Here is an 11526-nt window from a genome sequence, read left to right on the forward strand (position 1 = left end):
GGTCAAACTCGTCGTAAATCGTTTTGTCTCCCAAATTGTCAAAAAAGCTTCCGGAACCGTACTTGATGTCGAATTTGGTCCGGTCTACCTTCATGGTGGCAGTTGCCTTACTTCCGTAAACAGAAACATCAAAAGTCACAGGTTTGGTAATACCTTTAACCGTGAGGTTTCCGGTAACTTCATAGGAGTTTTTTCCGGTAGATTTTACCTTGGTGAATACAAGCTTGGAAGTAGGATTGGATGCTACAGAAAAGAAATCATCAGAGTTGAGGTGCCCTTCGAGTTTCTGACGGCTTTCTCCTTCCAGATCCGTAACAATTAAGGACGTCATATCCACGGTAAATTCTCCTCCGGTCAACTTGTCGTTGTCAAACATCAGAGCTCCGGATTTTAATTCCACTGTTCCGTTGTGCGAGCCTGTAACTTTATAGGCTTTCCAGGCTACTTTGCTCTCTTTGGTTTTAACTTCTTTTGTTTCAATTTCTACAGGTTCTGTAGCATGAGTGGCGCCAAATGTGAAAAGCGCGAGTGTCAGTGTTAATAATGTTCGTTTCATAGGGTTTGAGATTTAATGGTGTTTAAATACGTGTTAAATAATTAAATATGAATAAAGAGTTCTTCGGGGGTCCGGCGTACTTTTTTATAATATTGTGTCTCGTCTGCCTCGGATCGGTAACCCGCAGCGACTATCAGGGCAGTCGTCAAACCTTTTTCTTCGAGATTTAAAACGGCGTCTACAGCTTCTTTTTCAAAACCTTCCATCGGACAGGTGTCAATCTGGAGCGCAGCTGCAGCGGAGAGCAAATTCCCTGCAGCGAGATAGGCCTGGTGACTTGCCCATGAGGCCTTTGAAGGCTGGGGCAAATCGAGGAGCTTTGATTTCATAAAGTCCCCATAACCCGCCAGGGAATCCAATGGCAGATTTCGCGCAGTGGAGACCAGGTTCAGGTATGAATCGATCAGGGTCTGATCAAAGTCTTTTTTTCCTGCAAAAACAAAGACGTGTGAAGCCTCTGTTATTTGAGGTTGGTTCCAACAGGCGGGACGCAGTTTCTCCCTAATTTGCGTATCGGAGATAACCAGCACATTATAAGGTTGCAACCCATAAGACGAGGCGCTCAACCGTATAGCTTGTTGCAAGGTTGTCAAATCCGTTTCGTCAATGCGTTTCGAAGAGTCGAATTTTTTGGTCGCATAGCGCCATTGCAAAGCGTCCAGGTAACTTGTCGTCATTTTTTCAGTTGTACTAATCATTCTTAAAAGTTATTTGATCTAAAAGTTTATTTAACTCACCAATTTCTTTAGGGTCAAGTGCGCTCATAAGTTCTTTTTCCGCCTGCTCCATGGCAATGTCCATTTTATTCAAGGCATTGACACCTTCTTCTGTTAACCGTATTTCGACTTTTCGCCGGTTCTCGGGACAGGTGTTACGCTCCGTAAGACCTTTCAATATTAATTTATCGACCAGGCGTGTGGTGTTGCTCATCCGACTAACCATACGATCATTGAGGGTGCTCAGGTTTGCAGGTTCACCCTTTTGACCCCTGAGTATTCTGAGGACATTGAATTGTTGAATACTCACATCATAGGGCTTAAGCGCCTGTGCAAGAACATCCTGAATGTGGTTATTTACCAACATCAGGTGAATGATAGTCCGTCGCTCGGGAGGAAGCGTTGTCGTAGTCTTGATACGTTCTTCTACATTCATGTCCATACAATAATTGTATATACAAATGTATGTAGACTTCTTCTGGCTGACAAAATCTGTGGTACTAAAAATTTGTTAATTTAAATTTCATAATGGACTCAATCCTTTGTCCGGGGACTATGCGGGTTATTCAGGATTGTGTATTTTTGTTTGAAACCTAATTGTATTGCTATTATGGCTGATCTTACCCAAGAAGAATGGCGCTCCCGCCTGGAAAAAGATGATAATGCAGTGATTCTCGATGTGCGAACTCTTGAGGAAATGGAGGAAGGCTTCATTCCGGGGGCGCAACATCTCGATATTTATAAACCACAAGAGTTTCTGGAGGGGCTTGACGCTTTAGATAAGGCGGCCCATTATTATGTGTATTGTCGGTCGGGCAATCGCAGCGGGCAGGCTTGCGCCCTGATGACCGCCAGGGGTTTTTCAAGCGCTTACAATCTTTCGGGTGGAATGAATGAATGGGAAGGTGAAGTTACCATCGGATAATACCAATATGCCGGCCCCTTTGACATCCAGGATGGAGCATTCACGACCTGTGGGTATCTTTTATCAAATCCTTTATTACTTTCAGAAAAGGGGGTTTGAGGTATCCAGGCGGATCGCGGAACGCCTGGGGATTCGCACGCGAGTGGTCCGGACCACCTTTATTTACCTGACCTTTGTCACCCTGGGTTTCGGATTCGCACTTTATCTGTTTCTTGCTTTCTGGCTGAGGATTAAAGATCTGGTGTACACCAAACGGACTTCTGTCTTCGACTTATAGATCATGCTAAGACTCTTTCGATCCAAGATCTACCTCGCCCTTTTTATGGTTTCCCTGGTCTTGCTCTTCGGAGTGCTGGGTTACAGGTATATTGCTGATTTCAGTTGGGTGGAAGCCCTGTATATGACCGTTATTACGGTTTCTACTGTGGGTTTTAAGGAAGTCCGCCCTCTGAGTACTGAAGAACAGCTCTTTACGGTGGTGCTGATAACCGCGAGCATTTTTATTTTTGCCTTTGCCATTTCAGTGGTTACCGAGTATATTTTGAGCAGGAATTCCCTTCAAATTTTAAAAAAGAAAAAAGTGAAACAGAAAATAGCGGGTCTCGAGGACCATGTGATTGTATGCGGGTACGGCAGAAACGGAACTCAGGCCGGAGCGCGGTTAAAAGAGTATGGCCGTCCCTTTGTGGTTATTGAAAGAGACCGCGAACTTATTGAAAAGCACGAAGACGAAGTACTTTTTGTGGAGGGAGACGCCAATGAGGACCAGGTATTGCTTTCCGCCGGGGTAGATAAGGCCAAATACTTGATTACAACATTGCCGGACGATGCTGCGAATCTATTTGTAGTCCTCTCGGCCCACCAGTTAAATAAAGATTTGTTTATCATCAGCCGGGCCTCCCAGATCACTTCCCAGCGGAAGTTACTCCTCGCAGGGGCAAACAAGGTGATCATGCCCGATAAGATCGGGGGAGATCATATGGCATCCCTGGTCGTACTCCCGGATCTCATCACTTTTATGGACAAACTTTCCATGGAGGGAGAGCATACCACCAATCTCGAGGAAGTGCAGATTGAGGACTTTACAAACCAGATGAATTGTAATACCCTCAGGGATTTGGACCTGCGCCGGAAAACCGGTTGTACCATTATCGGTTATGTGAAACCCGATGGTACCTATATTATAAATCCTGAGGCCGATATGCCCCTGGAACCAAAAAGCAAAGTAATCGTATTGGGCAGGGCCGATCAGATCCGTAAACTCAATGAAATGTTCCATATCGGCTGAAGCCCAATCCTCCCCTGTGGGCCGTCAGCTTGTTATTCATTCATGAGCCCAGGCCCAAAATCATACACGGGGCCAGACCCCAAACAAAGCCTTCTCCCACCTTCATTCTGGCGGATTCGTCAATCCTTTATCATTTTGGAATTTGATAGGGTGGTATTTTTTTAGGATATTGCCTGACCTAACAATCACTAATTATCTAACTCAAGCCATCTTTATGACGCGCATATGTACCCTTTTACTATTTTTTCTGGCATTTTATACCACCGCCCAGGATATTCGGGTCAAAGAAACCATCACGAATCCCTCAAATCGAATCAATGACGGGGTGGTCAGTCTTGAAGTTACCGGAGGTCGCCCCCCTTACACGTATAAGTGGAGCAACCAGGCCACGCCCTTAAGCTCAAACCGTGCTACCGGACTGGTAGAAGGCATATCCTATGACGTTATAATAACCGACGCTCAGGGAAACTCAGTTACACGGGTATTTAAAGTACCCACCGAAGCGATCACAGAAGTATTCAACGGGGCCATGACTCCTGCGGTCAGCGCCCTTGGGGCTGTCTTGTTTTGGGATCCTTTTGCGGCTTCAGGGATTTACGATCCGGTAGTCTACATCGATTCTGAAAAAGTTCCAATTCCCGGATGGAGTCCGGAAGTATCCAATCGCTATGTGCTCAGGAAATGGATTCGCCCCGAGGGGAGCAAGGTGTCCAAAGGAGACCCCATAGCACATATCTCGAGTGAAAGCGGTGGAGACATCACGGTTAACAGTACATCTCGTGGAACATTAAATCATCTGGTGGGAGAAGGGGAAGTTATCTATGACTCCGATAACACCAAAGATGTGATTAAGCGCGGGGCGCATTTATTTGCAGAAATCACATACGACGAACCAAAGGTGCTCACACATCCCAATGGCGATCCTGTAACCAAGGGAATCCCATTTATAGTCATATGGCTTGTATTGGGGGCTACATTCTTTACTATTCGAATGGGCTTTATCAATATCAGGGGCTTCCGCCATTCCTTGCAACTCGCTCGCGGAACTTATGACGACCCGGACGCTCCCGGGCAGGTAACGCATTTTCAGGCCCTCGCCACTGCCGTTTCCGGAACAGTGGGTCTTGGGAACATCGCCGGGGTAGCTGTGGCTGTTTCACTTGGAGGCGCCGGAGCTACTTTCTGGATGATTGTCTGCGGGTTGCTGGGGATGTCCTCCAAATTCGTAGAGTGTACCCTCGGGGTAAAGTACCGGGATATACTTCCCGACGGACGGGTTTTCGGAGGTCCGATGAACTATTTGAGATACGGCCTTGAAAAACGAAATATGAAAGGACTTGGTAAAGTGCTGGCCGGTCTTTTTGCCGTGTTGTGCGTTGGAGCTTCTTTCGGAGGTGGAAATATGTTTCAGGCAAACCAGTCTTTTGAACAATTAGCAGGTCAGTTTTCTGTTCTCCAGGGGAATGGCTTCTGGTTTGGAGTGGTCACGGCGATTCTTGTCGGAGTTGTGATTATCGGAGGTATAAAGAGTATTGCCAACGTTACCGGGAGGATTGTACCCCTGATGGCTTCGATCTATGTGATTGCGGCTTTGGCGGTTATTATTATGAATATTCAGAACGTAGGGAGTGCATTTGCAGCGATTGTCGATGGTGCCTTCAGCCCTGCTGCTATTAAAGGTGGGGTTATCGGGGTCTTGGTAGTTGGATTTCAGCGCGCGGCCTTTTCGAACGAGGCCGGAGTCGGTTCTGCTGCTATTGCCCATAGTGCTGTAAAAACCAAACACCCCCCTTCCGAAGGTTTTGTGGCCTTGCTGGAGCCCTTTATCGATACAGTTGTGGTTTGTACCCTGACTGCCCTGGTCCTGATATTTACAGGAATGCACGAGGTAGAGGGGATGGCCGGGGCTCAGTTGACCTCTGATGCCTTCGGGAGTGTCTTCTCCTGGTTCCCATACGTACTTGGGATTGCGGTTTTCCTTTTTGCGTTTTCAACCATGATTTCCTGGTCCTATTACGGGATGCGGGCGTGGTCTTACCTCTTTGGCAAGAGTAAGCGCGCTGAGATGGTCTACAAAATGCTATTTCTGGTATTTGTGGTTATCGGTGCTTCTGTAAGCCTGGGTGCCGTACTCGATTTTTCGGATATGATGATCCTGGCGATGTCCTTTCCAAATATCATTGGACTTTACATAATGTCCGGGGAGGTCCGTCAGGATCTGAACAAATATTTAAAAGATCTTAAAAACAACATGCTTTTTAGAAAGCAGACTGCAAAATAGGGTCAGGCTCCGGTTCTATATTTGAACCATGAGGCGACCAGAATCCCACTTTCATAACCATCCCGGTGTGCGAAGTGGGATTTTTTATTTCCTAATTATCCTGTGCCTGCTTCAGGGGGTGAAGTGGGTGTTATCCAGGAGGCCTTTAGAAATACCTGCTACAGAACCCGTTACCTCAATCCCCGCGGCTAAGGCGCGGTTAGATACCCTCCGGGCAACTCTGGCTACCCAAAACCCATGGACATTGCGACCTTTGGACCCCTATGATTTGGATGATTACAAAGGATATATACTTGGGATACCATTTCATGTCCTGGATTCTTTATATGCGTTTAAGAGTAAGGGTGGGAGAATAACCGGGATGGAAATGTTTAAAAAAATTTCGGGTCTCCCTGACAGCACCTGCCAAAGACTATCTCCCTTTTTCCGATTTCCAAAACACATTGCACCAAAGGATTCCCCCAAGAATCGAAAAATGAGGGATTTGAATACGGCAACTGCTGAAGAGCTCCAGGTGATCCGGGGGATAGGTCCTGTGCTATCCAAAAGAATTGTGCGGTTCAGAAAAGCCCTTGGGGGGTTTCGCATCGCCTCCCAAATAAAGGATGTCTATGGCCTTGACCCTGAAACGGCCGGGCGGGCCATTAAGGCGTTTCCCTTACGCACGGTTCCTTCTTTTGAGAAGGTAGATTTGAATCGCGCTTCCGTGGAGGAGTTGTCCGGGATCCTCTATCTGAATCGTCAAATGGCCAGGGATATTGTGGCCTATAGAAATCAAATCGGAGCCTACGAACATCTGGATCAATTGAATTCGGTGGAAAGCCTGCCTTCGGATAAAATTGACAGAATTGCACTATATTTGAAGCTCTAAAAATTTGCTATGCTTACTGAAACTTCACTGTCTGTAAATTTCGAATATTCGGAAACCCAACGCCTGGTGGCAGAGTCTGCCAGGGACTTTGCCCGACAGTATATTGCCCCTCATATTATGGAATGGGATGAATCTCAAACCCTTCCGGTAGAGGTTTTGAAAAAGGCGGGTTCACTCGGTTTTATGGGTGTTCTGGTGCCGGAATCTCTGGGAGGCTCGGGATTGGGATACCACGAGTATATCGCCATCATAGAAGAAATTTCAATCGTGGATCCGTCCATAGGACTTTCCGTTGCCGCTCATAATTCTCTTTGTACCAATCACATTCTTACGTTCGGTAATGAAGAACAAAAGCGGCGTTGGATTCCCAAACTGGCCTCCGCGGAGTGGATTGGCGCCTGGGGGCTCACGGAGCACAACACGGGTTCTGACGCAGGTGGGATGAACACCACGGCCAAAAAGGAGGGCGACCATTGGGTACTCAATGGGGCGAAGAATTTCATTACCCATGGAAAAAGTGGGGATGTGGCCGTGGTCATCGTCCGCACGGGTGAGAAAGGGGACAGTCGCGGTATGACCGCTTTTGTCGTAGAGAAAGGCACCCCGGGGTTCAGTAGCGGGAAAAAGGAAGACAAACTTGGTATGCGGGCCAGTGAAACAGCTGAACTCGTTTTCGACAATTGTATCGTGCCAGATGAAAACCGGCTCGGAGCGGTTGGAGAAGGCTTTATACAATCCATGAAAATCCTGGATGGAGGGCGTATCTCTATTGGGGCACTTTCCCTTGGAATTGCCAAAGGCGCCTATAAAGCTTCCCTGAAGTATTCCAGGGAAAGGATTCAGTTTGGCAAGCCCATAAGTGCTTTTCAGGGAATCTCCTTTAAGCTCGCTGAAATGGCTACTGAGATAGAAGCCGCAGAATTAATGGTACACAAGGCGGCTTTTTTAAAAAACCAGGGCAAGCCCGTTACCCTCCAAAGCGCTATGGCGAAAATGTACGCCTCTGAAGTCTGTGTTAAAGTAGCGAATGAAGCGGTTCAGATTCACGGCGGATACGGTTATACAAAAGATTTCCCGGTAGAAAAATTTTACAGGGATTCCAAACTCTGTACCATAGGGGAAGGCACTACCGAAATCCAGAAAGTGGTCATCGCCAAAAATATTTTAAAAGAATAGAACAGTTTTTAAAGAATGCGTGTATATTTGCACCCGCATTTCTAACGAAAGGAGGTTGTAGCCATGTTAATTATACCCGTTAAAGAAGGAGAGAATATCGATAGAGCACTGAAGCGTTTCAAGCGTAAGTTTGACCGCACAGGCACCATGCGTCAACTGCGCAAAAGGCAACAGTTTTCAAAACCGTCTGTCGAGCGTCGCCAACAAGTGCTCAAAGCAAGATATATTCAGCATCTGAGGGATCAGGAAGAGATATAACCTGAGAAGACCAGAAGCCGTACGATTCAACCCGGATTCCCAGCGAATTCGGGTTTTTCTTTTTTTGCTTTTGTATCTTTAAGGAATGTCACCTGAAGCATTCCGTAAATACCTCGCCTTTGAACGCCAGTACTCAGGCCATACTGTAAAAGCGTATCTGCGCGACCTCAGGAGTTTTGAATCCTATTGTAAGGAGCAGCACGGGGATACTTCAATGAATACCTTGCCCTATACGATTATCAGGAGCTGGATCATTTCCTGCCTGGAAGATGGCTGCAGCAACCGAACCGTCAATCGGAAAATAGCTTCCCTGAAGTCGTATTATAAATTTCTATTGCGGAAGGGGTATATTGAATCCAACCCGTTAGCGGGCCACAGGCCTTTGAAAACGGATCGGAAAGTAGAGGTGCCCTTTTCTCAGGAGGAAATGAGGGAGTTACTCTCTACCTGGTCGACTGAGGATTCAGATTTTGAAACGGCGAGGGACAGGCTTGTAGTAGAACTCTTCTATACTACAGGAATGCGGCGTGCAGAACTCATAGGGATTGAGTTGACTGACCTGGATCTGGAGTCGGGAACCCTTCGCGTGACAGGGAAACGGAACAAGGAACGCATACTACCCCTGGTCAGGGAGGTGATACCACATATTGAGGAATACCTGCGGCTGCGACAGGAAAGTTTTCCGGATTCGGATTCCCCCGTCCTGTTCCTCACCGGGTCGGGCAATAAAATCTATGAAACACTTGTTTATAGAATTATAACGAAATACCTGAGCAAGGTATCCGAAAAGGTTAAGAGGAGCCCGCATATTCTCAGGCATACTTTCGCAACGCATATGTTGAACCAGGGGGCAGATATGAATGCAGTTAAAGAACTCCTCGGGCATGCTTCCCTGGCATCCACCCAGGTCTACACCCATAACAGCATTGCTGAATTAAAGAAAGTGCACCTGGAGGCCCATCCGAGGAACAAAGAATAAATCAGAATAAGGTTTCTAATTTTAATAACAGTTTTATGAAAGTAACTACACAATCCGTCAATTTCAACGCAGAAGAATCGCTAATAGATTTTGTTCAGAAACGCATGAATAAACTCGATCTCTTTTATGACAGGACCATCGGGGCCGATGTCTTTTTAAAGGTGGTCAATACCCGTGGGAAAGAAAACAAAATTGCGGAAATAAAACTACATGTTCCCGGGGATGTATTTGTCGTGAAGAAACAGTGTAAATCTTTCGAAGAAGCTATCGATTCTGCCTGCGGATCCCTCGAGCGAAAGCTCTTAAAAAAGAAGACAAAACCTACCGTAGTTTACGCTCCAAAAATTTCGTGAAATAATTTTGATTAAAAAAATAATTATCTACATTTGCAGTCCGTTAGAAATAGCGGACTTTTTTATGGATAAAAAGGCCCATTAAGCCGATGTAGCTCAGCTGGCTAGAGCACGTGATTTGTAATCTCGGGGTCGTGGGTTCGAGTCCCTCCATCGGCTCGTAAGTTCATAATATTGAAATGGGTTGGGGGAGATACTCAAGCGGCCAACGAGGACAGACTGTAAATCTGTTGGTTTTTACCTTCGCAGGTTCGAATCCTGCTCTCCCCACAAAGATTTTTACTCAAGTGGGTATCGAAAGTTCGCTTTCGTAAAGCCAAGGAGAAAAATTTGGTCAGGATGTTCTTTAAGGGTGATTTAGTTTAAAAATTGATCACCTTGTGTTGTGTTTTAAAATGCGGGAGTAGCTCAGTTGGTAGAGCGTCAGCCTTCCAAGCTGAATGTCGCCGGTTCGAACCCGGTCTCCCGCTCCAATACCTTGGGCGAGTTGGTAATTGAGTGTTGTTCGGAGGATTCCGTAGCCAATATTCGGATTACACAACTCCCAAAAAGCCGACGTAGCTCAGGGGTAGAGCGTTTCCTTGGTAAGGAAGAGGTCACGGGTTCAATTCCCGTCGTTGGCTCAAACGATAGAACAAGGGTGCTGCTAGACCAGTACGCTTTTCAAAATCAGTTTTAGATGAAGAACTTGTAATTGGAGTTCGAAGATTGAAGCTGACTTGATAAATATTTGTACACTAATATAAACTAAGATTAAATCATTTAACAATGGCTAAGGAGACTTTTAATCGTTCCAAACCGCACTTGAACATTGGTACTATTGGACACGTAGATCACGGAAAGACCACCCTTACTGCCGCTATCACAACTGTGCTGGCAGGAGACGGGCTGTCTGAAACAAGAAGCTTTGATTCTATCGATAATGCCCCTGAAGAAAAGGAGCGGGGTATTACGATTAACACTTCACACGTGGAGTACCAAACGGCTAACCGCCACTATGCTCACGTGGATTGTCCTGGTCACGCGGATTATGTAAAAAACATGGTTACGGGTGCTGCACAGATGGATGGAGCGATTCTGGTTGTTGCTGCGACCGACGGTCCTATGCCTCAGACTCGTGAGCACATCCTTTTGGGACGTCAGGTAGGTATTCCACGTATCGTGGTCTTCCTGAACAAAGTGGATATGGTAGATGACGAAGAGCTGTTAGAGCTTGTTGAAATGGAAGTGCGTGAGTTGCTTTCTTTCTACGAGTACGATGGAGATAACAGTCCTGTAATTTCAGGATCTGCCCTGGGGGCTCTTAACGGAGAAGCCAAATGGGTCGATACTGTTAAAGAATTGATGGAAGCCGTAGATAACTGGATCGAGTTGCCAAAGCGTGATGTTGAAAAAGACTTCCTGATGCCGGTTGAAGATGTATTTACCATTACCGGACGTGGAACTGTAGCTACAGGACGTATTGAAACCGGAGTGGCTAATACAGGAGATGCTGTTGAAATTATCGGGATGGGAGCTGAAAAGCTGAACTCTACGATTACAGGTGTTGAGATGTTCCGTAAGATTCTCGACCGCGGTGAGGCTGGTGATAACGTGGGTATCCTGCTTCGCGGTATTGAGAAAAAGGATATTAAAAGGGGAATGGTTATCTGTAAGCCAGGTTCTGTAACCCCGCACGCTAAATTCGAAGCTGAGGTGTATATCCTTAAAAAAGAAGAAGGTGGACGTCACACTCCATTCCACAACAACTACCGTCCACAGTTTTACGTACGTACTACTGATGTTACGGGAACAATCGTTCTTCCTGATGGAGTTGAAATGGTAATGCCAGGAGATAACCTGACGATTACTGTCGATTTACTTCAGCCGATTGCCCTTAGTGTAGGACTTCGTTTCGCTATCCGCGAAGGAGGTCGTACTGTTGGAGCCGGTCAGGTAACGAAGATTCTCGATTAAGAAATCACAAGAGGAATCATTAAACAGTGAAGGGGCCCGTCCTGATCCATATCGGGAAGGCACCCTTTCACTGTAAATACGGGTGTAGCTCAGTTGGTAGAGCACTGGTCTCCAAAACCAGGTGTCGGGAGTTCGAGCCTCTCCTCCCGTGCTAAGCTTATAATGCA

Annotated in this window: 13 protein-coding genes and 5 tRNA genes; 15 read left to right on the forward strand and 3 right to left on the reverse strand. The window is 46.4% G+C overall.

Annotated features, from left to right (window positions below; all coding sequences use genetic code 11):
* From WBV75_RS10050 to WBV75_RS10060, 3 genes are all read right to left on the reverse strand, one after another.
* A partial coding sequence (locus tag WBV75_RS10050; RefSeq protein ID WP_424120487.1) for a YceI family protein occupies positions 1–556 on the reverse strand: 556 nt, incomplete at its 3' end.
* Positions 557–597: 41 nt separating this feature from the next.
* A complete protein-coding gene (locus WBV75_RS10055; RefSeq protein WP_424120488.1) occupies positions 598–1254 on the reverse strand; it encodes an NAD(P)H-dependent oxidoreductase in 657 nt (218 codons plus the stop codon).
* Entirely contained in the window at positions 1247–1714 is a 468-nt protein-coding gene (locus WBV75_RS10060) for a MarR family winged helix-turn-helix transcriptional regulator (protein WP_424120489.1), read from the reverse strand. Before WBV75_RS10060 ends, WBV75_RS10055 begins: the two co-directional genes overlap by 8 nt.
* A gap of 168 nt (positions 1715–1882) precedes the next feature.
* Here WBV75_RS10060 and WBV75_RS10065 point away from each other — a divergent pair, with 168 nt between their 5' ends.
* The 15 genes from WBV75_RS10065 (at position 1883) to WBV75_RS10135 (ending at position 11510) form a co-directional block, all read left to right on the forward strand.
* On the forward strand, positions 1883–2197 hold the full coding sequence (locus tag WBV75_RS10065) for a rhodanese-like domain-containing protein (RefSeq protein WP_424120490.1): 315 nt from the start codon (positions 1883–1885) through the stop codon (positions 2195–2197).
* A 31-nt stretch (positions 2198–2228) separates the two neighbouring features.
* On the forward strand, positions 2229–2474 hold the full coding sequence (locus WBV75_RS10070; protein ID WP_424120491.1) for a PspC domain-containing protein: 246 nt from the start codon (positions 2229–2231) through the stop codon (positions 2472–2474).
* Positions 2475–2477: 3 nt separating this feature from the next.
* Positions 2478–3485 carry a potassium channel family protein gene (locus tag WBV75_RS10075; RefSeq protein WP_424120492.1) on the forward strand — a complete coding sequence of 336 codons (1008 nt, stop codon included), beginning with the start codon at positions 2478–2480 and terminating at the stop codon, positions 3483–3485.
* A gap of 214 nt (positions 3486–3699) precedes the next feature.
* A complete protein-coding gene (locus WBV75_RS10080; protein ID WP_424120493.1) occupies positions 3700–5766 on the forward strand; it encodes an amino acid carrier protein in 2067 nt (688 codons plus the stop codon).
* A 28-nt stretch (positions 5767–5794) separates the two neighbouring features.
* Positions 5795–6637 carry a ComEA family DNA-binding protein gene (locus WBV75_RS10085; protein WP_424120494.1) on the forward strand — a complete coding sequence of 281 codons (843 nt, stop codon included), beginning with the start codon at positions 5795–5797 and terminating at the stop codon, positions 6635–6637.
* 9 nt (positions 6638–6646) lie between these two features.
* A complete protein-coding gene (locus WBV75_RS10090) occupies positions 6647–7813 on the forward strand; it encodes an acyl-CoA dehydrogenase family protein (protein WP_424120495.1) in 1167 nt (388 codons plus the stop codon).
* 63 nt (positions 7814–7876) lie between these two features.
* Complete coding sequence (gene rpsU, locus WBV75_RS10095) at positions 7877–8071, forward strand: 30S ribosomal protein S21 (protein WP_289725756.1); 195 nt, start codon at positions 7877–7879, stop codon at positions 8069–8071.
* A gap of 85 nt (positions 8072–8156) precedes the next feature.
* Entirely contained in the window at positions 8157–9050 is an 894-nt protein-coding gene (locus WBV75_RS10100; protein WP_424120496.1) for a tyrosine-type recombinase/integrase, read from the forward strand.
* Between the two features lie 35 nt (positions 9051–9085).
* Positions 9086–9403: a ribosome hibernation-promoting factor, HPF/YfiA family gene (gene hpf, locus WBV75_RS10105; protein WP_424120497.1), complete on the forward strand. Its 318-nt coding sequence runs from the start codon at positions 9086–9088 to the stop codon at positions 9401–9403.
* An 85-nt stretch (positions 9404–9488) separates the two neighbouring features.
* Positions 9489–9562 (forward strand) — tRNA-Thr (locus WBV75_RS10110).
* Between the two features lie 28 nt (positions 9563–9590).
* A tRNA-Tyr gene (locus WBV75_RS10115) sits at positions 9591–9673 on the forward strand.
* Positions 9674–9800: 127 nt separating this feature from the next.
* A tRNA-Gly gene (locus WBV75_RS10120) sits at positions 9801–9876 on the forward strand.
* Positions 9877–9954: 78 nt separating this feature from the next.
* Positions 9955–10026: transfer RNA gene (locus WBV75_RS10125), tRNA-Thr, on the forward strand.
* 145 nt (positions 10027–10171) lie between these two features.
* Positions 10172–11359 carry an elongation factor Tu gene (gene tuf / locus WBV75_RS10130; RefSeq protein WP_424120498.1) on the forward strand — a complete coding sequence of 396 codons (1188 nt, stop codon included), beginning with the start codon at positions 10172–10174 and terminating at the stop codon, positions 11357–11359.
* A 78-nt stretch (positions 11360–11437) separates the two neighbouring features.
* Positions 11438–11510: transfer RNA gene (locus tag WBV75_RS10135), tRNA-Trp, on the forward strand.
* Positions 11511–11526 lie beyond the last annotated feature (16 nt).

The sequence above is a fragment of the Robiginitalea sp. genome, assembly GCF_049588695.1.
GTDB lineage: Bacteria > Bacteroidota > Bacteroidia > Flavobacteriales > Flavobacteriaceae > Robiginitalea.

Excerpts from the sequence above, each read along its gene's own strand:
- WBV75_RS10055 (WP_424120488.1), bottom strand. The coding sequence starts at position 1,254 with ATGATTAGTACAACTGAAAAAATGACGACAAGTTACCTGGACGCTTTG.
- WBV75_RS10060 (WP_424120489.1), bottom strand. The coding sequence starts at position 1,714 with ATGGACATGAATGTAGAAGAACGTATCAAGACTACGACAACGCTTCCT.
- WBV75_RS10065 (WP_424120490.1), top strand. The coding sequence starts at position 1,883 with ATGGCTGATCTTACCCAAGAAGAATGGCGCTCCCGCCTGGAAAAAGAT.
- WBV75_RS10070 (WP_424120491.1), top strand. The coding sequence starts at position 2,229 with ATGGAGCATTCACGACCTGTGGGTATCTTTTATCAAATCCTTTATTAC.
- WBV75_RS10075 (WP_424120492.1), top strand. The coding sequence starts at position 2,478 with ATGCTAAGACTCTTTCGATCCAAGATCTACCTCGCCCTTTTTATGGTT.
- WBV75_RS10080 (WP_424120493.1), top strand. The coding sequence starts at position 3,700 with ATGACGCGCATATGTACCCTTTTACTATTTTTTCTGGCATTTTATACC.
- WBV75_RS10085 (WP_424120494.1), top strand. The coding sequence starts at position 5,795 with ATGAGGCGACCAGAATCCCACTTTCATAACCATCCCGGTGTGCGAAGT.
- WBV75_RS10090 (WP_424120495.1), top strand. The coding sequence starts at position 6,647 with ATGCTTACTGAAACTTCACTGTCTGTAAATTTCGAATATTCGGAAACC.
- rpsU (WP_289725756.1), top strand. The coding sequence starts at position 7,877 with ATGTTAATTATACCCGTTAAAGAAGGAGAGAATATCGATAGAGCACTG.
- WBV75_RS10100 (WP_424120496.1), top strand. The coding sequence starts at position 8,157 with ATGTCACCTGAAGCATTCCGTAAATACCTCGCCTTTGAACGCCAGTAC.
- hpf (WP_424120497.1), top strand. The coding sequence starts at position 9,086 with ATGAAAGTAACTACACAATCCGTCAATTTCAACGCAGAAGAATCGCTA.
- tuf (WP_424120498.1), top strand. The coding sequence starts at position 10,172 with ATGGCTAAGGAGACTTTTAATCGTTCCAAACCGCACTTGAACATTGGT.